This window comes from Streptomyces sp. NPDC050504 (assembly GCF_044458065.1).
In the GTDB taxonomy this organism is placed as follows: domain Bacteria; phylum Actinomycetota; class Actinomycetes; order Streptomycetales; family Streptomycetaceae; genus Streptomyces.
In genome coordinates this window covers 816,364-839,449 of record NZ_JBITHO010000004.1, presented here as the reverse complement: position 1 = coordinate 839,449, position 23,086 = coordinate 816,364, and the positions used below count along the sequence as shown (strand labels likewise).

Annotated in this window: 10 protein-coding genes; 8 read left to right on the top strand and 2 right to left on the bottom strand. The window is 70.8% G+C overall.

Annotated features, from left to right (window positions below; translation table 11 throughout):
* Positions 1-45: 45 nt before the first annotated feature.
* Positions 46-3,774 (bottom strand): FHA domain-containing protein, encoded by a 3,729-nt coding sequence (locus ACIBNE_RS18975; protein WP_399272861.1) that lies wholly within the window; start codon positions 3,772-3,774, stop codon positions 46-48.
* Between the two features lie 470 nt (positions 3,775-4,244).
* Here ACIBNE_RS18975 and ACIBNE_RS18970 point away from each other — a divergent pair, with 470 nt between their 5' ends.
* The 6 genes from ACIBNE_RS18970 (at position 4,245) to ACIBNE_RS18945 (ending at position 20,821) form a co-directional block, all read left to right on the top strand.
* On the top strand, positions 4,245-5,996 hold the full coding sequence (locus ACIBNE_RS18970) for a protein kinase (protein ID WP_399272859.1): 1,752 nt from the start codon (positions 4,245-4,247) through the stop codon (positions 5,994-5,996).
* 161 nt (positions 5,997-6,157) lie between these two features.
* Entirely contained in the window at positions 6,158-7,402 is a 1,245-nt protein-coding gene (locus tag ACIBNE_RS18965) for a serine/threonine-protein kinase (protein WP_399272857.1), read from the top strand.
* An 82-nt stretch (positions 7,403-7,484) separates the two neighbouring features.
* Complete coding sequence (gene prfB, locus ACIBNE_RS18960) at positions 7,485-8,591, top strand: peptide chain release factor 2 (protein ID WP_399272855.1); 1,107 nt, start codon at positions 7,485-7,487, stop codon at positions 8,589-8,591.
* A gap of 290 nt (positions 8,592-8,881) precedes the next feature.
* Positions 8,882-12,553: a LamG-like jellyroll fold domain-containing protein gene (locus ACIBNE_RS18955; protein WP_399272853.1), complete on the top strand. Its 3,672-nt coding sequence runs from the start codon at positions 8,882-8,884 to the stop codon at positions 12,551-12,553.
* 215 nt (positions 12,554-12,768) lie between these two features.
* Positions 12,769-19,152 carry an RHS repeat-associated core domain-containing protein gene (locus ACIBNE_RS18950; RefSeq protein WP_399272851.1) on the top strand — a complete coding sequence of 2,128 codons (6,384 nt, stop codon included), beginning with the start codon at positions 12,769-12,771 and terminating at the stop codon, positions 19,150-19,152.
* 733 nt (positions 19,153-19,885) lie between these two features.
* A complete protein-coding gene (locus ACIBNE_RS18945) occupies positions 19,886-20,821 on the top strand; it encodes a hypothetical protein (RefSeq protein ID WP_399272849.1) in 936 nt (311 codons plus the stop codon).
* A gap of 130 nt (positions 20,822-20,951) precedes the next feature.
* Here ACIBNE_RS18945 and ACIBNE_RS18940 read toward each other — a convergent pair whose 3' ends face one another.
* Complete coding sequence (locus ACIBNE_RS18940) at positions 20,952-21,143, bottom strand: hypothetical protein (protein ID WP_399272847.1); 192 nt, start codon at positions 21,141-21,143, stop codon at positions 20,952-20,954.
* A gap of 259 nt (positions 21,144-21,402) precedes the next feature.
* Between ACIBNE_RS18940 and ftsE the strand changes: the two genes are divergently transcribed.
* Together ftsE and ftsX are read left to right on the top strand one after the other, a co-directional pair.
* Positions 21,403-22,092, top strand: a complete 690-nt coding sequence (gene ftsE, locus ACIBNE_RS18935) for a cell division ATP-binding protein FtsE (RefSeq protein WP_399272845.1) — start codon at positions 21,403-21,405, stop codon at positions 22,090-22,092.
* Between the two features lie 65 nt (positions 22,093-22,157).
* Positions 22,158-23,075 (top strand): permease-like cell division protein FtsX, encoded by a 918-nt coding sequence (gene ftsX / locus ACIBNE_RS18930; RefSeq protein ID WP_399272843.1) that lies wholly within the window; start codon positions 22,158-22,160, stop codon positions 23,073-23,075.
* Positions 23,076-23,086 lie beyond the last annotated feature (11 nt).

The following is a 23,086-nucleotide window of genomic DNA, read 5'->3' as shown; positions in this document are numbered from 1 at the left end:
CGTCACGTCAGGGAATGTCGGTCGCGTCGGGAGATGCGGGAGATGTCAGAGGATCACCGGGGTCAACGGGGGTATCGGGGCGGCGTCGACCGAGCGCGCCGCGCGGTCGAGCGCGCTCGCCAGGAGCGCCAGGTCCGTCGGCCCGTTGCCCAGCTCGCGCACCGGACGGCGGGTCGGCGGGTCGCCCATCCGCTCCCACTCCAGCGGCACCACGGTGGGCCGCTGGGTCGCCGTGCGCGGAATGCGGCCCGTCACGCGCCCGCCCTGGAACGGCGTGACCCGCCCGTCGGGATGCCCCAGCCTGCCCCGGCCCGGCGCCGGGTCGTCCGGCGCGGGATCCGTCACGGGGGCGTCCAGCACCGCGCGCAGCCTGGTCCGCTGCGCCAGCTCGGTGTCCCGCGTCCGCTCGGGCCGCGCGGACGTCGCCACCAGGTGGACGCCGAGCCGGTCGCCGTCCCTGGCGACGGCCTCCAGGGCCCGGACCACCGATCCGGCGGCGGGGCGGCCGGGGGCGCCGAGGGCGGGGGCCACCAGTGCGTCGAAGTCGTCGACGAGGACGACCAGCCGGGGGAGCGGGGCGGGGCCGGGGACCGGCTGGGAGCGGGCGGCCGACGCGGTGCGCAGCCGGACCGTGCCGCTGGGGGGCGCCTCCAGGTCGGCGGCGCCCGCGCCGTCCCCGGTGGTGGCGGTCCCCGGCGCCGCGCCGCCGCGCCCGATGCCGAGCCCGCTGGTGTGGCCGCGCGCGTGCTCGGGGGCGGAGCCGGGGGCCGGAATCGGAGCGGAGCCGGGGGCGGGAACGGAGGCGGCGGCCTGGGGGCTCTCGCCGGAGCCGTACGGGCCTCCCGCGCCGCGCCCGCCCACGGAGCCGTACGCGGCCGTGCCGTGCGCGCCTGTGCCTGCGCCGTGCGTGCCCGTGCCGTACGCGGCCGTGCCCTGCGTGCCCGTGCCCGTGCCCGTGCCGTGGGCCGTGGCGCTGCCGTGCGCGTTCGCGCTGGTGTGCGTGCCCGTGCCGTGTGCCGCCGCGCTGCTGTGCGTGCCCGTGCCGTGTGCCGTCGTGCTGCTGTGCGTGCCCGCGCTGTGCGTCACCGTGCCGTGCGGGCTCGTGCCGCGTGCGGCCGCCGTGCCGTGCGTCGCCGCCTCGCTGCCCGTGCGCTGGCCGACCATGCGGTCCGACACCTCGCGCCCCGTGTGCCACTCGGCGAAGTCCTGACGGCCCAGCAGCTCCGCCCGGCGCTTCAGCTCGGCGCCCAGCGACTGCGCGAACTCCCGCATCCTGACCGGGTCGGACGCCACCAAGTGCGTGAACACGTGCGGCAGTTCCGTACAGGGCCGCAGCCCCTCGCCGCCGCGCTCGCCGCCCGCGCCGTCCACCAGGATCAGCCCGAGCCGGTCGGGCCGCGCCGCCGACGCGAGCGAAGCGGCCACCGAACGCAGCAGTTCCGTGCGCCCGCTCCCCGGGGGGCCCTCGATCAGCAGGTGCGGCCCCTCGTCCGTCAGGTCCACGCTCAGCGCGCCGCGCGGCCCCGCGCCCAGCACCACCTGCGCGGGCGCCCCCGGCACCGGCGTCCCGTGCGCGTCGGCCGCCGAGGCCCAGCGCGCCATCAGCGACGCGGGGGTCGCCCGCGCCAGCCCCAGCTCGTCCAGCAGCCGCGCCGACCTCGGCAGCGCCACGGCCGCCCGGTGGCCCTCCAGCACGCCCGCGCCCTCCGCGCGCAGCGGCGCGAGCGCCCGCGCGAACCGCTCGGCCCAGGCCGCCGACACCGCGTCCACCGAACCGACCGTGCCGTGCCCCGCGGGCCGCCCGCCCGCCGTGCGCAGCAGCCGCAGCGCGGTCGCCACGTCCCCGCTGAGGATGGCGACGGCCCCGCACTCGCGGAACGCCAGCGACGCCGCGCACGCCGACTCGTAGGTCGCCGCGACCGGCGAGACCGGCGACGCGGCCGGGGTCTCCGCCAGGCAGACCAGGTGGATGCCCGCCGCCGCGCCCGCCGCCGCGAGCCGCGCGGTCGTCTCGCGCAGCGCGGCCGAGCCCGGGTCACCGTCGACGACCACGACCGTGCGCGGTCCCGCGTACCGCGCGGCGGCCTCGGCGACCGCGCTCCGCTCGGCGCTGGCCCAGCCGCTGCCGAGCGGTCCGTCGTCGAGCCGCCTGGTCAGCTCGGCCGTGCGCGCCAGGGCCTGGTCCCGGTCGTAGGCGAGCAGCAGCCGGCAGTCCTGGCCGTGCGCGGGCCGCACGTGCGGCAGCCAGCCGAGCCAGCCCCACTCCCGACCGCGCTCCTCCGCGCTGCGCGCCCGGTCCGTGCTGATCAGCACGATCTCCAGGGCGGTCGGCGGGTGCAGCGCGGCGATCTGGGCCACCACGGATCGGGCGAGCCCGGTCAGCCGCTCCCTGGGTCCGGCGAGCCCGAGCGCACCGGCCTCGCGCAGCCCCACGGTCACGGGGACGGACGGCAGGTCGGCGCGGTCGCCCGTGCCGAGCCGCACCACCAGCTCCTCCTGGTGCCCGGGGGCGCGCTCCCACAGGCGCGGCCCCGGGCCGAGCGCGGTCAGCAGGACGGCCGCGGGGTCGGGCCAGCTCGCCGCCTTGGCGGGGGCGTCCCGGTCGCTGTCGTCGGCCCAGGTGCCGTCGCCGCCGCGGCTGCCGGCGTCGCCCGCCCAGGGGGCCCGCTCTCCCTGTGCCGTACGGGGGCCGGTGGCCGCGCCGTGTCCCGCGTCCCGGCCGCCGGGGCCGCCGCCCGGGTGCGCCAGGTCGGGCACGGCCTCGTGCGTCGGCTGTTCGCCGCGCCCTCCGGCGAGGCGGCGGGCCCAGGCGCCTATCCCGCCGCGCCGCCTGCTCTCGGGCTCGGCGGGCGTCCTGGTGCCCCGGGGCGGGGTGGGCGCGGCGGCGTACGGGCGGGCGGTCCCGGCTGCGGCGCCCTGGGCTCCGTACACATCGCTGTCCGGCCCTTGGGCCCCATGGGCGCCGTGTGCGCCTTGGCCTCCCTGGACGCCGATTCCGCCGATCCCGCCGTGCTGCGTGCCGGGCGCCTCGGGCACCGTCACGCGCAGGTGGCCCTCGCCGTCCGGCGCCGTGTCCAGGGCGGGCGCGGGGTCGTCGGCGACCAGCCGCAGCGCGGACTCGCCGAGCCGCAGCAGCGCGCCGGGGGACAGCCGCACCGCGCGTTCGCCGACCGCGGAGCCGTCCAGCACCGTGCCGTTCGTCGAGCCCAGGTCCTGGACGGTGACCCGGCCGCCCTCCCGTACGGTCACCGCGCAGTGCAGCCGGGAGACGTCCGGGTCGTTCAGCGGGACGTCGGCGTCGGCCGAGCGGCCGATCCTGATCTGTCCGCCGTGCAGCAGGTGGACGCCGCCCGCGTCGGGGCCCGCCACCACGTGCAGCCTGGTCCCCGAGGCGCGCGCGGGCGCCTCCTCGTCGCCGGGCACCTGGAGCGAGAGCACCGCTCCGTCGATCAGCGGGGGCTCGCCGAGCGCGCACCGCTGGGCGTCCAGCCGCTCGCGCCCCGCGTACAGCACCACGGCGCCGGACGAGCCGGTCACCCCCGCCACTCCGGCCGCGCCGCCGATGGAACCGCCGCCCGACGGGCCGCGCCCCTGGCCGGCCGACTGCTCCTGCGCGGCGCCCGTCCCCGCTCCGGCCGCACCCGAGACCGCGGCGGTCAGGCCGGAGGCCACCGCCGCCAGCGCCGTACCGGCAGGCGCGGTGACGAGCACATCACAGGCGCGCGCGGCGGCCTGGCCGCTGCGCGGTGCGAGGACGGTCAGCCGGATCTGCATCGCTGCCAGCGGTCCCTTCTGCGCGGAGTGCCCGGCAGGGAGAGGGGAGGCTCGCCTGCCGTCCCCCCGCCCGCGCACGGACGCGTCACAGCATCCTCGCACCTGCCACTGACAACACGCCCGCGGGTCGCCAATAAATGATCTTGAAGTGATCGTGATTGGTCGGCTGTGGACACAAAAGAGCCGACTTGGCCATCTCGGGAAACATCGGGAACGTGCGTTCGGCGTTGCGGCAACCATCCGTACGACCTGTGCGTCTTCCTGCGGAAGAACCCGCCCGGACCCCCGCGGCGCGCGCGCCGGTGCAACTGCGGAGTAGGTCCGCAAAAGGCCGCGTACGAAGGGATTCGGCGGGGCGGACGACGGGCGGGACGACCGACCGCCGCGGCTCGCGGCGGCACTAGAGTGGGTCGGAAACCCGGGCGAGCCGGGGGACTCGCAAGGACCACGATCAGCAGGGAGCGCATGACGTGCGGCCGGTAGGCAGCAAGTACCTGCTTGAGGAGCCGCTCGGACGCGGCGCCACAGGCACCGTCTGGCGGGCCCGCCAGCGTGAGACCGCGGGCGCCGAGGCGGCCGTCGCGGGTCAGCCGGGAGAGACCGTCGCGATCAAGGTCCTCAAGGAGGAGCTGGCGAACGACGCGGACGTGGTGATGCGCTTCCTCAGGGAGCGCTCCGTCCTCCTGCGGCTCACCCACGAGAACATCGTGCGCACCCGCGACCTCGTCGTCGAGGGCGATCTGCTCGCCCTCGTCATGGACCTGGTCGAGGGCCCTGACCTGCACCACTACATCCGCAGCAACGGCCCGATGACCCCGGTCGCGGCGTCGCTCCTCACCGCCCAGATCGCGGACGCGCTCGCCGCCAGCCACGCCGACGGCGTCGTCCACCGCGACCTCAAGCCCGCCAACGTCCTGTTGGACGAGCGCGACGGCGCGATGAAGCCGATGCTCACCGACTTCGGCATCGCCCGCCTCGCCGACTCCCCGGGCCTGACCCGCACCCACGAGTTCGTCGGCACCCCCGCCTACGTGGCGCCGGAGTCCGCCGAGGGCCGCCCGCAGACCTCCGCCGTCGACATCTACGGCGCGGGCATCCTGCTGTACGAGCTGGTCACGGGCCGTCCGCCGTTCGCGGGCGGCACGGCGCTCGAAGTGCTCCACCGCCACCTCAGCGAGGAGCCCCGCCGCCCCTCCACCGTCCCGGGCCCGCTCTGGACGGTCATCGAGCGCTGCCTGAGCAAGTCCCCCGAGCGCCGCCCCAGCGCGGAGAACCTCGCCCGGGGCCTGCGCGTCGTCGCCGACGGCATCGGCGTGCACTCCACCTCCGCGCAGATCGCCGCGGCCGAGGGCGTCGGCGCGCTGCTGACGCCCGCCCCCTCGCCGGTCCCCGTCCCGGACACCCCGGGCGCCGCCGACCCGACGCAGGTGCTGCCGAGCAACGCGGGCTCCTACGACCCCGCGGCGCCCACCAGCGTCCTGCCGACGAACGCCCCGCGCCCGGACGCCGACCCGACCGCGGTCATGCCGCCCGTACCGCAGGGCCGGCCGGGCCAGCACGGCCAGCAGACCCCCGAGGACCCGCACCCCTGGCAGTCCCAGATGCGCGCCGCCCGGGACCGCAACGAGCAGACCCAGGTCCAGTACCTCGACCCGAGCGAGGACCCGCTGCGCCGCCGCCCCCAGCGCCAGCAGCAGCATCCTCAGCAGCCGCAGCAGCGTCCGCAGCAGCCGCCCCACCAGGGACAGCCACCTCACCAGGGGCAGCAGCCCCACCAGGGACAGCAGCCCCGCCAGGCCCCGCAGCGCCGCCAGCAGCCCCCGCAGCAGCAGTACGCGCCCCAGCAACCGCCGCACATGCAGTACCCCCCGCAGCAGCAGTACGCGCCGCCGCACCAGCAGCAGTACGCACCGCAGCCGCAGGCCCCGCAGCCGCCCGCACCGCAGCCCCCGGCGCCGCGCCAGCCCAGGCAGCGCAGTGCGAACCCGATGCGGATCCCCGGGCTCGGCTGCCTCAAGGGCTGCCTGTTCTCCGTCGTCGTGCTCGTCGTCGCGGCCTGGCTGATCTGGGAGCTGACCCCGCTCCAGGACTGGATCGCCGACGGCAAGAGCTTCTGGCAGGCCATCTCCGACGGCTTCTCGAAGGTGAGCGGCTGGATCTCGGACCTGGGCGGCTCGGACAGCGGCACGGGCGGGGACACGACCGGCAACAAGGGCCAGTAGGCACCGGCCCCGCCACCGCCGGTCCCGCCGCGGCGGGCGCCGGTCCCGCCATTTCCACCTCCGTGCCTCGGATCCCTGCCCGATTACCGGGATCCGAGGCACTGGGGCGCCCGACACCCGGGTAGTTTGAGGGCGCAACGCCAGCCGCTGAGGGAGCAGTCTTGGCACGGAACATCGGCAGCCGGTACACCGCCCACCAGATCCTGGGCCGGGGCAGCGCGGGCACGGTCTGGCTCGGCGAGGGCCCCGAGGGCCCCGTGGCGGTCAAGCTCCTGCGCGAGGACCTGGCGGCGGACCAGGAACTGGTCGGCCGCTTCGTCCAGGAGCGCACCGCCCTGCTCGGCCTGGACCACCCCCGGATCGTCTCCGTCCGCGACCTCGTCGTCGACGGCAACGACCTCGCGCTGGTCATGGACCTCGTCCGGGGCACCGACCTGCGCACCCGCCTGGACCGCGAGCGCCGCCTGGCGCCCGAGGCCGCCGTGGCCATCGCCGCCGACGTGGCTGACGCGCTGTCCGCCGCGCACGCCGCGGGCGTCGTGCACCGCGACGTGAAGCCCGAGAACATCCTCCTGGACATGGAGGGGCCGCTGGGCCCAGGCGGCGCCCACCCCGCGCTCCTCACCGACTTCGGCGTCGCGAAGCTCATCGACACCCCGCGCCGCACCAAGTCGACCCGCATCATCGGGACGCCCGACTACCTCGCGCCCGAGATCGTCGAGGGCCTGCCGCCGCGCGCGTCCGTCGACATCTACGCCCTCGCCACCGTCCTGTACGAGCTTCTGGCGGGCTTCACGCCCTTCGGCGGCGGCCATCCCGGCGCGGTCCTGCGCCGCCACGTCACCGAGACCGTCGTGCCGCTGCCGGGCATCCCCGACGAGCTCTGGCAGCTGATGATCCAGTGCCTGGCGAAGGCGCCCGCGTCCCGACTGCGCGCCTCCGAGCTCTCCGCGCGCCTGCGCGAGCTGCTGCCGATGCTGGCGGGCATGCCGCCGCTCGACGTGGACGAGCCGGACGCCGACGCGGACGCCGACGAAGAGGCGTACGCCGAGCCCACCGCCCCGTACGTCCCCGCCGAGCCCCGGCGCAGCGGCGCGGTGCCGCTGGTCCCGGGCCCCGCCCCGGACTCCAACCGCGAGACGCACACCTCGATGCGCGTACCCGGCCCCGACGAGCTCGCGGGCGGCGCGCGCGGCACGGCACGCGCCCCCCGGTCTCCCGGCAGGCCGCGCCCCGGCTCCGCCCGCAACAAGCCGGGCGCGGTCCGCAAGCGCCGCATCGCGCTGGGCGCCGCCGCTGTGGTGCTGCTCGCGGCGGTGGGCGTGGGCGGCTGGCTCGCGACGAGCGGCGACGGCGAGGACGCGAAGCCGGACGACCCGGGGCACTCGGCACCGGCGGAGCCCTAGCGGAGCCGGGCGGTCCCGGCCGGAGCCCTCTTGGTGACCCCGGCCAGGGAACGCCCGCGGCGCGAGCCGTTACGCTTGTGCTGTGGCAGTCGTCGACGTATCCGAAGAGCTGAAGTCCCTCTCCTCGACCATGGGGTCGATCGAGGCCGTCCTGGACCTCGACAGGCTGAGGGCCGATATCGCCGCGCTTGAGGAGCAGGCGGCGGCGCCGTCCCTCTGGGACGACCCGGAGGCGGCGCAGAAGATCACGAGCCGTCTCTCGCACCTCCAGGCGGAGGTCCGCAAGACCGAGGCCCTGCGCGGCCGGATCGACGACCTCGCGGTGCTCTTCGAGCTCGCCGAGGAGATGGACGACCCGGACACCCGCACCGAGGCGGAGGCCGAGCTGGAGTCCGTCCGCAAGGCGCTGGACGAGATGGAGGTCCGTACGCTCCTCTCCGGCGAGTACGACGAGCGCGAGGCGCTGGTCAACATCCGCGCCGAGGCGGGCGGCGTGGACGCCTCCGACTTCGCCGAGCGGCTCCAGCGCATGTACCTGCGCTGGGCGGAGCGCCACGGCTACCCCTCGGAGGTCTACGAGACCTCGTACGCGGAAGAGGCGGGCATCAAGTCCACCACCTTCGTGATCAAGGCGCCGTACGCCTACGGCACGCTCTCGGTCGAGCAGGGCACGCACCGCCTGGTGCGCATCTCGCCGTTCGACAACCAGGGCCGCCGCCAGACGTCCTTCGCGGGCGTCGAGGTGCTGCCGGTCGTCGAGTCCAGCGACCACGTCGAGATCGACGAGTCCGAGCTGCGCGTGGACGTCTACCGCGCGTCGGGCCCCGGCGGCCAGGGCGTCAACACCACCGACTCGGCGGTGCGCATCACGCACATCCCGACCGGCATCGTGGTCTCCTGCCAGAACGAGCGTTCGCAGATCCAGAACAAGGCGAGCGCGATGAACGTCCTCCAGGCGAAGCTGCTCGAACGCCGCCGCCAGGAGGAGCAGGCCAAGATGGACGCCCTCAAGGGCGACGGCGGCAACTCCTGGGGCAACCAGATGCGCTCGTACGTCCTGCACCCGTACCAGATGGTCAAGGACCTCCGCACGGAGTTCGAGGTCGGCAACCCGCAGTCCGTCCTGGACGGCGAGATCGACGGCTTCCTGGAGGCGGGCATCCGCTGGCGCAAGCAGCAGGAGAAGTAGGCGTTTCCTCGCGCGATCAGCGCGAGAACGACGGGCCCCCACCGGCTTATCGGTGGGGGCCCGTTCGCATGCGGAGCCCCATCGAGATTCCCGACTTTCCGATATCCGAACATAAGCGCCCACGAGGCCATCATTCGCTTTCGCGATGGCTTTCGTTTGCTTCAATATCCATTGACATGCACTCACTGTGATCGACATGATGCGGTGCGCTCGGAGCGAGCGTTCTCTCAGGGGTGGGGGCTGTTTCAGTCATGCTCGAAAAGGTCAGGCGCGGTTCGCGCCGAAGAACCGTGGCAGCTGTCGCGGCGGGGGCGGTCGTCATGGCCGGACTCCCCGTATTCGCGCCTGCACTCGCACACGCGGCGCCGACCGCCGCACCGTCCGCAGGACAGCCCAAGACGGGCGAGTCCGAGGGGCAGCGGGCGATGAAGCGGGCCGCGGAGACGGGCGAGCGGGTCGAGGTCGTGGGGGAGCGGACGGAGTTCGCGACCACGTACGCGAACCCGGACGGCCGCACCATGCGCCTGGAGCAGGCGGTCGCCCCCGTCCGCGTGCGGGACCGCAGCGGCTCGTGGATGAAGCCGGACGCCACGCTGGAGACGCGCCCCGACGGCACGATCGCGCCGAAGGCCGCGGCCGTCGACCTGACCTTCTCGGGCGGGGGCGAAGGGGACGCGCTGGTGAAGGTCGTACGGGAGGGCCGCTCGCTCTCCCTCGGCTGGCCGGACAAGCTGCCCAAGCCCACGCTCGACGGCGACAGCGCCGTGTACGCGAACGTCCTGCCGGACGTCGACCTGCGGATGACCGCCACGGCGGAGGGCTTCAAGGAACTCCTGGTCGTCAAGACGCCCAAGGCCGCGGCGAGCCCCGAGCTGAAGAAGGTCACCTTCTCGCTCAAGGCGGCCCGGCTGAAGGTCGCGCAGACCAAGGGCGGCGGCATGGCCGCGGTCGACGCGAACGCCAACGAGGTGTTCTCCTCGCCTCCGGCGCAGATGTGGGACTCGGCGGGCGACAAGACCCAGGCGGCAGTTGCGGCGAGCCCCGCCGCGCGCTCGGCCGCCTCCCCCTCCGCCTCCGCTTCCGCCGCCGAGGACCCGACCCGAGGCCCCGGCCCCGGCGACGGCTTCGCCGAGCTGCCGATCAAGGTCGGCGCCGACGAGATCAGCGTGGCGCCCGACGCCAAGATGCTGGCGAACACCGACACCAAGGCGTACCCGCTCTACATCGACCCGACGATCGCCTGGGGCGAGTCGGAGCGGACCCTGCTGCGCTCGGACGGCCACCGCGACTACGGTTTCGACAATTCCGACGACGCCGGCGGCACGAACGGCAAGGGCGTCGGCAAGTGCGGCAACTGGAGCGGCTACTACTGCGGCCCCGGCTACGTGCAGCGCCTGTACTACGAGTTCGCCCCGGAAGCGCTGAAGGGCAAGCACGTCCTGGGCGCCACCTTCCGGGTCACCGAGCCGTGGGCCTTCCAGTGCGACCCGCGCTGGGTGGACCTGGTGCGCACGAACAACATCTCGTCCTCCACGTCCTGGTCGACCCGGCCCGCCGAGCTCGACCTGATGGTGGACCGCAACGTCTCCGCAGGCCGGGGCTCGCTCTGCGACCCGGACCAGCCGGACGCGCCGATCGACTTCACCGACAACGCCGCCGAGACGAACGAGAACCTCACGGAGACCGTCCGCGACTTCGCGGTCGGCAAGTTCGCGCGGCTGACGCTCCAGGTCAGGGCCCACGACGAGGGCGACCCGAGTGCGTGGAAGCGGTTCAAGAACGACGCCGAGCTGGTCGTGGACTACGTGGGGATCCCCAACTACCCGAGCCCCTTCGGGCTGACGGCGGGTACGGGGGTCGCCTGTTCTTCCAAGATCGCTGACCCTTCGACCTCCACCAGCCCGACGCCGCAGCTCAAGGCTGTGGCCAGGACGGTTCCCGGAGGGTCCGTCGGGGCGCAGCTGCGGACGCGGTTCGTGGTGGAGGAGCAGACGAGCGAGGGCTGGGTCAAGGTCGCCGACTTCAAGTCCCCGACCTCCGGGTTCGTCACGAACGGCATGACGACGACCGCGTCCGTTCCCGCGACCGCGAAGCTGAAGGAAGGGCCGGTCTACCGGGTCCAGTCGTGGAACTGGGCGTATCCCGGTACCGAGGTGGTCGCCAAGATCTCGACCGGCAGCGTCATGTGCCACTTCAAGGTGGACACGACCGCCCCGAAGCCACCGCAGGTCACTACGAGTACGCCGTACACCCTGTGCACGACCACGTCCTGCCTGCCCGGCGGCGGTCCGGGAAAGAACGGACTGTTCTCGTTCGCACCCTCAGCGGCGGACACGAGCGCCTCCATCGTGAGCTACCAGTACAGGCTGTCCTCGACGGCCCCCTGGACCCCCATGCTCAACGCGGTGGCGGGCAAGCTGAACCAGTACCTCACGCCGGAACAGAGCGGTACGCAGTACCTGGAGGTCCGGGCCTGGGACACGGCCAAGAGGCAGGGTGAGCCCGCCGTGGTGTCCTTCCTCGTCAAGGAGGGCGACGGGCCGGTGGGCCGGTGGCACTTCGACGAGGACAGCGGGGTGGCGGTGGACTCCTCCGCGTCCGATGCGGCGAGCCGGGACGATGCGACGCTGTCGGCCGGTGCGGTGCGGGACGCCCGGGGGCGCCGGGGCGAGATCTGGTTCGACGACGAGGGCAAGGAACTGACTCAGCCGAAGGTCGACAAGGGCCTCAAGCTGAGTGGCGGTCCGCACGCGACCACGGCGGGACCGGTGCTGGAGACACGCTCCGCGTACACCGTCTCGGCCTGGGCGAGGCTGGATTCCAAGGCCGATCACATGGCTCTGGTCTCTCAGGACGGAGTCGTGAGCACCCCCTTCTACTTCGGATACGAAAAAAAGCTGGACCGATGGTATTTCGGGGTGAGGGTCGCCGACGCCGACGACGGCGCGTCGTACTGGGGCAGCAGTTCCAAAGCAGCGCCTCAAATCGGGGTGTGGACGCATGTGGCCGGGACCTACAACCCCAGTTCCAAGGAACTGGCGATCTACGTGAACGGTCAGCTTCAGGCGAAGTCGACACGGACCTCGAACTTGGCATCGCCCGGTCCGATGCGGATCGGGGCCGGAAAGTATCTTGGCTCGCCCAAGAACTTCTTCGACGGCAGCGTCGACGAAGTCGCCGTGTGGCAGCGGGTTCTGACTCCGGCCGAAGTGGCGACCGAGGCACGTACCCTGACGGGTGAGTCCGGACAGCCGAATCTGGAACTCGTGGCCGACTGGAATGCCACCGGTGCCACCGGCACCACCCTCGCGGACGTCCGGTCCGGCTACGGCCGCACGCTGACGCTGGAAGGCGGCGCGGCCCTGGACGGCGATTCCCTCACCCTTGACGGGACGAACGGCGCAGCTTCCGCGTCCAGCCCCATCGTTGACCCGACCGGTTCGTTCACCGTCACCACCAAGGTTCAGTTGGACCGGGCGAAGATCCTCGCCCAGGACATCGGCTACATCGGGCAGATCGCGGGCCAACGCGCGGCCGACGGCTCGTCCTGGGGTCTCTGGTACGAGTTGACGAGCAAGGAGACACGGCACGACGACGACGGCAACGCGTACACCCTTCCCTTGGGCGTATGGCACTTCGGGCGGGTGAACAAGGACGGAACCAAGTCCTGGGTCACCTCCGACGCTGCTGCCGAAACGGGCAGCAGCGTCAGGCTCACCGGAACCTTCGACGCGCTCGCGACGGAAGACGGGTCCACCGTCAGCCTGTACGTGGGCAACGCGATGAACGATGCCGCGACGGCCTACACCGCGGTGAGCGGGGCGGGTGAATTCACCGTCGGCAAGGGCTTCAGCGACGCGGCCTGGAGCCACTTCCTGCCCGGCAAGGTCGAGGAGATCCGGCTCTGGGCAGGAGCGATCTCCGGCTCCGACCAGTTCGAAAAGGTCGTCGGCAACGACTGATGCGGCAGCGTCGGGCCCGCCCGGGAGACCTCGGACGGGCCCGACGGGTCGATCCGGCGGGATCGATCCGCCTGTCCGGTAAGGCAATTCCTCTCTTCTTCTCGTACCGCCCCGACGACCGGGGCGATTTCGCCGCGCGCCCGCGCGGGACCGTGGGGGTCTGAGTCATGAGCACGGGTTCAACAGCACGTACCGGAAAGGGCAGAACGGGCAGAGTGAGAGCCGCCGTGCTCCTCGCGCTCTCCGTCGTCCTCACCGTTCCCGCGACGGGCCTCACGCCCGTGGCGCAGGCGGCCGACGGCGGTCCGGGCCGCCCGACCGTAGCCAAGCCGCGCGTCAGCAAGCTCGCGGCGGCGAACGGCGAGGGCGCGGCCAAGATCCGCGCTCGGCTCCGCACGGCCCAGGCCCGTGACGCGGCGTCCGAGGCACGCGCCGTCCAGGAGCAGCGGACCGCGACCTGGCCGAAGCCCGGCAGGGCCACGGTCCGGCTCACGGCGCCCGGTACCGCCGCCACTGCCGCCGCGCCCATGCGCCGCGCCACGGCGGGCGGCCTCCCCGTCACCGTCGCGCCCGCGAGCGGCAGGGCGCCGGCCCCCGGCAGCATCACGGTCGACGTCCTGGACCGCAGGGCCACCGACGCACTCGGTGTCACGGGCGTGCTGCTCACCGCCGAGCCGGACAAGCCCGGCAGGGCGAAGCTCACCGTCGACTACTCCTCCTTCGCCGCCTCCGTCGGCGGCGGCTGGTCCGGCCGACTGCGCCTCGTCCAGCTCCCCGCCTGCGCGCTGACGACTCCCAAGGCCGCCAAGTGCCAGTCGGCGGTCCCGCTGCCGACCACGAACAACGCCACCGCGCGCACCCTCACCTCGGACGTCTCCCTCGCCGGCGGCGCGACCCTCTTCGCGGTCACCGCCGCGGGCTCCGGCCAGTCCGCCACGGGCACGGGCGACCACTCGGCCACGCCGCTCGCCGCGTCCTCCTCCTGGGAGTCCGGCGGCTCGTCCGGCTCGTTCACCTGGTCGTACCCGATGGATCCGCCGAAGCCCGCCGCGGGCCCTTCCCCTTCGCTCAAGCTGTCGTACGACTCCGGGAGCATCGACGGCCGCACGGCCGCCACGAACAACCAGGGCACGTCCCTTGGCGAGGGCTTCGACTTCTCCGCGGTCTCCTACATCGAGCGGCAGTACGGCTCCTGCGACAAGGACGGCCACGACGACCAGTACGACCTCTGCTGGAAGTACGAGAACGCCTCCCTCGTCCTGAACGGCAGGTCCACCGAGCTGGTCAAGGACGACACGAGCGGCAAGTGGCGCCTCAAGAACGACGACGCCTCCACCGTCACGCTGGAGACCGGTACGGGCAACGGCGACGACAACGGCGAGCGCTGGACCGTCGTCACCGGTGACGGCACGAAGTACGTCTTCGGCATGAACAAGCTGGACGGCGCGCCCGAGGGCGAGCGCACCAACTCCGTCTGGACCGTGCCGGTCTTCGGCGACGACGCGGGCGAGCCGGGGTACGCGAACGGCGACACCTTCGGCGAGCGCGCGGTCGACAAGCAGGCGTGGCGGTGGAACCTCGACTACGTCGAGGACACCCACGACAACGCCATGTCGTACTGGTACATCGCCAACACCAACCACTACCGCAAGAACAAGGCGAGCACCGCCGACACCGCGTACACGAACAGCGGTTACCTGAGCAAGATCCTCTACGGCCAGCGGTCCGGCAGCCTCTTCACCGTCAAGGCCCCGTACCAGGTCACCTTCGGGTACGACGAGCGCTGCACCGTCGGCGGCTGCACCGACCTCACCGAGGACACCGCCAAGAACTGGCCGGACGTGCCCTTCGACGCCATCTGCTCCAAGGACGAGGCCAAGGCCGACTGCCTCGTGGAGAGCCCGGCGTTCTACTCGCGCAAGCGCCTGACCCAGGTCGACACCTACGCCTACAAGGGCGCGGCCTACACCCCGGTCGACTCCTGGGCCCTCACCCAGCGGTTCGACGACGGCCAGGACCGCGACGATCCCTCGGACCAGACGCTCGTCCTGAAGAGCATCCAGCGCACGGGCCGCACGGGCACCCCGATCACGACGGACCCGATCGACTTCACCTACTCCAGGCGCCCCAACCGCGTGGCCGGCGGCACCCAGCCGGGCGGCGGCAACATCGCGCCGCTCACCCGTCCCCGCGTGGAGACGGTCACCTCCGAGACCGGCGCGGTCACCACGGTCACGTACAGCGGCCCCGAGTGCGTCCGCGGCTCGTCGGTGCCGACGGCCGAGGACAACAACGAAACGTCCTGCTACCCGCAGTACTGGCACGTCAACGGCGCCGAGAACGCCACGCTCGACTGGTTCCACAAGTACCGCGTCACCGCCGTGAACGTGGCCGACCCGACCGGTCCCGGCGAGCTGATGGAGTACGCCTACACCTACGAGAACCCCGCCTGGCACTACAACGACAGTCCGCTCGCCCCCGGTGACGAGCGCACCTGGTCGGTCTGGCGCGGCTACCAGAAGGTGACGGTGCGCACCGGCGCGGCCACCGGGCCCCAGTCCCGTACCGTCACCAGCTACTTCCAGGGCATGCACGGCGACAGGCTCAAGTCGGGCGCCGAGCACGACGTGAACGTGCCGGGCATCGACTTCTCCGCGCTCGACGTCCCGGACGCGATCGACTTCGACCACTACGCGGGCTTCACCCGCCAGCAGATCACCTACAACGACACGGTGCCTGTCTCCACCACGGTGAACGACCCCTGGTCCAGGACCACCGCGATCCAGCACAAGTCGTACGCGGACGCCGAGGCCCGCTACGTCCGCACCGCCAGGACCCTCACGCACACCTTCCTCAACGCGTCCAAGAAGTGGCGCACCAACCGCACCGAGACGAAGTACGACGACTACGGGATGGCGTTCAGGGTCGACAACACCGGCGGCACGGAAGAACCGGACGACGACACCTGCACCAGGACCTGGTACGCGCGGAACGACGCCGAGGGCATCAACAGCCTGGTCTCCCGCACCCGGACCGTCGCCCGCCCCTGCGGCACCGCCGAGACGGATCTGAAGCTTCCCGTGTCCACCGGCGACCGGGGCAATGTCCTCGCCGACACCGCCACGGTCTACGACGCGGCCACTGCCTGGTCGGCGGACCAGAAGCCGACCCAGGGCGAGGCGACCTGGACCGGCCGTGCCGCCAAGTACCCGGCTGCGGCGACCGCGGGCGAGCGGCACCCGACCGAGTGGCAGACGACGACGAAGGTGACGTACGACGGCCTGGGCCGTGCCCAGACCGCGACCGACGCGGCGGGCAACACCACCACGACGGCGTACGCGCCGATTGGAGCCGGCGTGCCGAACGGCACGACCGTCACCATGCCCCTGGGAATCAAGACCACCATCACCTTGGACGGCCTGCGCGGCGTCCCGCTGGTGACGCTCGACACCAACTCCAAGAAGACGGAGCAGACGTACGACGGCCTGGGCCGCCTCACGGGCGTGTGGCTGCCCAACCGCGACAAGGCGTTGGGCCAGAGCGCGAGCATGACCTACGCCTACACGCTCGCACGAGGCAAGGCCCCGGCGATCGCGACCTCGACCATCAAGTCGTCCAGCACCGTCGCCACGACGTACGAGATCTTCGACTCCCTCCTGCGCCCCCTCCAGACGCAGAAGCCCACGCCCAACGGCGGCCGTCTGCTCACCGACACCCGCTACGACTCGCGGGGCCTGGCGAAGGAGACGTACGCGGACGCCTTCGACACGACGAAGACCCCGAACGCCGCCTACCAGCGTCTGGAGTACGGCGGCAGCCCCAAGCAGACCAACACGGTGTACGACAGTGCGGGGCGCGCGACGACCAGCACGTTCCTGGCGTACGGCGTCAAGAAGTGGGAGACCGCTTCGAGTTACACCGGTGACTCGACGGCCACCAGCGCCCCGGTCGGCGGTCAGGCGACGCGCGTGATCACGGATGCGCTCGGCAGGACGACTGAGCGTCGGGAGTACGCGGGCCCCAGCCCCGAGGACAAGGAGTACGGCGGCGCGCTCGGCACCTCGTACACCAAGACCTCCCTCTTCTACACGCCGGACGGCAAGCAGTCGAAGATCACCGGCCCGGACGGTTCGAACTGGGAGTACGGATACGACCTCTTCGGCCGCCAGACGTCGGCCAAGGACCCGGACAAGGGCACCACGACCACGGGGTACACGGTGCTCAACCAGGTCGACTGGTCCAAGGACTCCGCAGACAGAAGGCTGGTCTACGGCTACGACGCGCTGGGTCGCAAGACCGACCTGTGGCATACCGAGAGCAAGGACGCCAACAAGCTGGCGTCGTGGACTTTCGACACCCTCGTCAAGGGGCAGCAGACCAGTTCTACCCGGTACGACGGAGGCAAGGCGTACACGAAGAGCGTCACCGAGTTCGACGTCCTTAACCGTGCGACGAAGACGCAGCTATCCATCGACGTGAACGACCCGCTGGTGGTGGCGAAGGCCGCGCAGGCGACGTACGACTTCGCGACGACCTTCAACCTCGACGGCACGGTCAGGACGACCACGGAGCCCGCGGCGGGCGGCCTGTCCGCGGAAACGATCGACTACCGGTACACCGCGACCGGCCAGCCGACGCAGGTCTTCTCGGGAACGTCGGGCTACCTCCAGGCGGCGCGCTACAGCGCCATCGGGCAGCCGCAGATGCTGACCCTGGCGGTCTCGGGTGCGGCGGAGGCGAAGAAGACCGATCTGGTCAACGAGTACGAGGAGGGCACGGACCGGCTGAAGCGCTCGTACGTCACGATGGCGGCGACGGCCCCGTACAAGCCGCAGGACCTCAGCTACACCTATGACGAGGCCGGCAACGTCACCAAGATCGCTGACACTCCGAACCCGGACCCGTCCCTCAAGACGGACGTCCAGTGCTTCACCTACGACGGCCACCGTCGGCTGACCGAGGCGTGGACCCCGTCGGCGAACGACTGCACGAGCAAGACGCTGGGCGGCGCGGCCCCGTACCGCACGCAGTACACGTACACGGCGGGCGGCCAGCGGGCGACGGAGACCGAGACGCCGGTCACCGGCACTCCGACGAAGACGACGTACTGCTATCCCGAGAAGGGCCAGCCCCAGCCCCACACGCTGAAGGCGACGACGAAGGCGGACTGCAAGGTCACCGATCCGGCGCCGACGGCGACCTACACCTACGACGCCACAGGCAACACGACGAGGCGTCCGGGCCCGACGAACGCGGCCCAGACCCTGACGTGGAACGCCGAAGGCAAGCTCGCCACGCTCACGGAGGGCACGAAGGAGACCTCGTACCTCTACGACACCGAGGGCACGCTCCTGATCCGCCGGGCAGCGACGGGCGACGGTGAGAGCGTCCTGTACCTGGGGGCGACGGAGATCCACCACAAGGTCACGGGGACGACGAAGAAGACGTGGGCGACGCGGTCGTACCTGAAGGGGGTGGGCGGCGCCGTCCGCAGCAATGAGTCCGGTGTGTCGCAGTTGTCATTCATCGCTGGCGACAGCCATGGGACCGGGACGTTGAAGATCGACAGCTTGACCCAGGCATTCGCGAAGCGGCAGGTTACGCCGTTTGGTGCCCCACGTGGCCCCAAGCAGACCGCATGGCCCAATGACAAGGCGTTCCTGGGCAAGCCGGCGGACACAACGACAGGCCTGACGCATATCGGCGCACGTGAGTACGATCCAGTGCTGGGCCAGTTCATCAGCGCCGACCCCGCTTTGGTCACGGATCAGCACCAGGCGCTGAACGGATTCGCGTATGCCAACCAGAACCCTGTGACCTACAGTGACCCCACCGGCCTCTGGATTGACGATGGGACCGGGCGGTCTGAGCCGAGAAATGACGGGCATGGGGACCACAACACCTACTCCAAGCCGGACGATTCGGATAAGAGTGACGAGAAGCCGCGTTCATCCGTCGGAGGAGTGGATGATTCGTGCGATGCGGCTTGCCAGCTTTCGCTGAACTCTTGGAAAATGAATCTGAAGGTTGGAGTGGAGGATGTCTCCTCTCAGGCTGTTCTCCATGCATGGGTTCTGGGGGTGGCTCCGAAGCGGTGGATTTTCTCCGAGGGTGATGAATTCACGCAGGAGATCCGGGAGCAGCGATGGCTTGTCAAGGTGAGATCTCTCCTGGGGAAGGACCTGAAGGGAATGAAGGTGGGCAGTTCTCGGCCGTATGACCGAAGGATGAGCGATCTGTCCGAAGTCGGAAAATTGGTTCAGGTGATGGAAGATCTCTTCGGCCTGGCCTCTGGGCAGAGATTCACTCAAGATGAATCCACCTTCAATTTGTCTAGCACTGCGCTCGGTTCCTACTCCCTCTCCGCGCGGCTGGATTCAAGAGACGTGTCGGGCAAGTCGGCGCGAGTCTCTTTTACTTTGAAGGACACGATGACCCGGGAATCCATGATGAGGATGCCAACCGCAAAGGGATACAGCGAGGGTGATTCGTTCCTCCCCATGAAGGTGATCGCGGATGGGCTTAAGAAAATGCATCCGGCAGGGCAGAAGCCGGTTGAGCTCTATGTCTCTTGGAGTGAAACCATTGAGATCAAGTAGACCCAAGAGGGTGATTCTCGCCTTCGCTGCCCTCGCCAGTCTCGTCTCTTGTGAAGGATCAGGAGACGAGTCGGGCGTGGATGAATCTATGATCGTTGGAAGCTGGGTTGCAACTGACCGTCGGAAAGTAGATTTCCTCTCCGATGGGAAAGCGGTTTTCTCCGGGGTTCCTTGCGCGGAAATGTTCGGCAGCGGAGGCGGGTCGGTCTCGGCGTCGGCTGATTGGAAAATCGACACCCCTAGAGCAGGGGGTGACGATTGGGTTTCGCTGGGGTTTCCCGTGAGCGTGTGCGGCCTTTCGGGTGATTCGGAGAGCGGCTTCTATATCTCCCGGCATTCCGGAGATGTTTCCCTGCACCTTCGGGACCCGGATGCCGTGAACCCGGATCTCGCTTTCCGTAAAAGTGTCCGGTGAGGGGCGTGCCCGGCGGGGTGGAGTGGCGGGACGCCGGGGCGCGGTCGAGGGCGTCGGGCGCGGCGAGTTGCCGGGGTGGACGCGAGTGATTCGGTTCCGTCACAGTCGTATTCACATACTCCTGCCAGAGCATAACCAAACGGGGCAATCCTCACTGAACGGGCTTGACGGCAATCTTGGGAGTGGGGAATGGTGGCGCGCGGCATGCGTGTTTCTGGGGCGCGTGTGAACGGGGACTGAGGTGAACCAGTGGCCCCGGTGCCTGTTCGCCCCGAGCGCTGCTCCACTGACGAGAACAGCTACTGGGGGTAGCAGCAGATGACGAAGAAGACGCGGATCCGCGTTGCTCGAATAGCGGCCGGTGCGGTGATCGCCGCGGGTGCGTCGCTGACTGTCGCGGGTGTGGCGTCCGCCGCTGGCGCCGACGTGCAGATCGCCGGCATCGGGGCGAAGGTCACCGCAGACGAGAGCGGCATCGACGCGGGCCTCGGGCTCGACGGCGACGACCCCACGTCTGGTGGGGGCAGCGGGGACAACGTGGGCGCGAGCGGTGTGGACTCGGGGCAGAGCACCGGCACGCCGGGTACGACGGGTGAGACCGGTACCACGGGTGAGACTGGGACTACAGGTACGACCGGTGAGACCGGTACCACGGGTGAGACTGGGACTACGGGTACGACCGGTGAGTCCGGTACGACGGGTGAGACCGGTACCACGGGTGAGACCGGTACCACGGGTACGACGGGTGAGACTGGTACGACGGGTACCACTGGGACTACGGGTACGACCGGTGAGACCGGTACCACGGGTGAGACCAGTACGACTGGGACCACTGGTACCACGGGTGAGACTGGTACGACGGGTACCACTGGGACCACGGGCACGTCCGGTACCACCGGCACGTCTGGCACGTCCGGTAGCTCCAGCTCGTCCAGCAGCTCCGCCGAGGGCCAGCAGACCGGTGGTACCGAGGGCTCCGACGGCGGCAGCTCCGAGGGCTCCGACGGTGGCAGCTCCGAGGGTTCCGACGGCGGTTCCAGCGCCGGCTCCGCCACCACCGGTGGCAACAGCAACACCGACACCGACAGCGTCGGCTCCCAGCCCGTCCAGCAGGGCGAGGCCAAGGACGAGCTCGCCGAGACCGGCGCGGCCGGGACCACGTTCCTCGTGCTCGGTGCCGCGACGATGATCGCGGGCGGCGTCGGCTTCCGCATCCTCCCGCGCCTCGTCGCGAGCCGCGGCGCAGCCGCCTGAGCGGTCGTACGGCCGTGAGCGGCCAGTAGACGGCACGTAGACGGAAGAGGGGCCCGGAGCGGCGCACTGAGCGCCCCCGGGCCCCTCTTCTACGTACTACAGCTGCGTACGGCCCGCGCGCCGTCTCGGCTCACGCGGTCTGGTGCGCCAGCAGGGCCATCGCGGCGATGAGCAGCACCAGCAGCGTCACGAGCGCCACCGGGTTCAGCCCGCCGAAGGGACCCTCCTGCTGGAGCCGCTCCCGGTTCGCCCGGCAGACCGGGCAGCGCCCCTCACTGACGGGCGACGCGCAGTTGGCGCACACCAGTCGGTCATAGGTCATGCGCTCTCCTCCTCCCGCGCGGCGGAGCCGCTACACAGTTCTCTCCGCACAACGCTCCGGGAAACGCAACCGTTCCCCCTACCACTGTGCCAGCTCCGCGGAAATTCGGCGCGGCCCGCCCGTCAAGACCCCATTCGCACCCCTGCGGTTCCCGGACAATCCACCCATCACGGGACCATCCGCGGAGGGCGACTGCGCGGGTCAGTCCGCTTCGCGTATGGTCACGCACACCCATACCCCCGGCCGACGTGGTGTTCCCGTGATCCGATTCGACAACGTCACCAAGACCTACCCGAAGCAGAACCGCCCCGCGCTGCGGGACATCTCGCTCGACATCGAGAAGGGGGAGTTCGTCTTCCTCGTCGGTTCCTCCGGCTCCGGAAAGTCGACCTTCATGCGGTTGATCCTGCGGGAGGAGCGCGCCAGCCACGGCATGGTGCACGTCCTCGGCAAGGACCTCGCGCGACTCTCCAACTGGAAGGTCCCGCACATGCGGCGCCAGCTCGGGACCGTCTTCCAGGACTTCCGCCTCCTCCCCAACAAGACCGTCGCGGAGAACGTCGCCTTCGCCCAGGAGGTCATCGGCAAGCCCAGGGGCGAGATCCGCAAGGCCGTCCCCCAGGTCCTCGACCTCGTCGGGCTCGGCGGCAAGGAGGACCGGATGCCCGGTGAGCTCTCCGGCGGTGAGCAGCAGCGCGTGGCGATCGCGCGGGCCTTCGTCAACCGGCCCCTGCTCCTCATCGCGGACGAGCCGACCGGCAACCTCGACCCGCAGACCTCCGTCGGCATCATGAAGCTGCTCGACCGGATCAATCGCACCGGTACGACGGTGATCATGGCGACGCACGACCAGAACATCGTCGACCAGATGCGCAAGCGCGTCATCGAGCTGGAACAGGGCCGTCTCGTACGTGACCAGGCGCGCGGCGTCTACGGCTACCAGCACTGAGCATCTGAGCACCGCGGCTTCGAAGCACTGAAGGCCGAGAAGCACCGAAAGACTGAAAGGACGCCATGCGCGCCCAGTTCGTCCTGTCGGAGATCGGCGTCGGCCTCCGGCGCAACCTCACGATGACCTTCGCCGTCATCGTCTCCGTCGCCCTCTCGCTGGCCCTCTTCGGCGGCTCGCTGCTCATGCGCGAGCAGGTCAGCACGATGAAGACCTACTGGTACGACAAGGTCAACGTCACCATCTACCTCTGCAACAAGAACGACGCGGCGACCAACCCCACCTGTGCCAAGGGCGCCGTCACCGGTCAGCAGAAGAAGCAGATCGAGACGGACCTCAAGAAGCTCGACGTCGTCGACAAGGTGATGTTCGAGACGGCCGACGAGGCGTACAAGCACTACAAGGAGGAGTTCGGCGACTCGCCGATGGCGAGCACCATCACGCCGGACCAGATGCAGGAGTCCTTCCGCATCAAGCTGCACGACCCGACCAAGTACAAGGTCATCGCGACCGCCTTCGCGGGCCGCGAGGGCGTCCAGTCGGTGCAGGACCAGCGCGAGACGCTGGACACGCTCTTCAAGATGATGGAGGGCATGAACGTGGCGGCCCTCGTCGTCATGGGACTGATGCTGGTCATCGCGCTGATGCTGATCGTGAACACCGTGCGGGTGTCCGCGTTCAGCCGCAGGCGCGAGACGGGCATCATGCGGCTGGTCGGCGCCTCCGGCTTCTACATCCAGATGCCGTTCATCATGGAGGCCGCGTTCGCCGGCCTGATCGGCGGCGCCCTCGCGTGCGGCTTCCTGATCCTCGGCCGCTACTTCATGATCGACCACGGTCTGGAGCTGGCCAAGCAGATGCCGCTGGTCGACTTCATCGGCTGGGACGCCATCGCGACCAAGCTCCCGCTGGTGCTGGCGATCGGGCTCCTGATGCCCGCGGTCGCCGCGCTCTTCGCGTTGCGCAAGTACCTGAAGGTGTGACATGTGCCCCG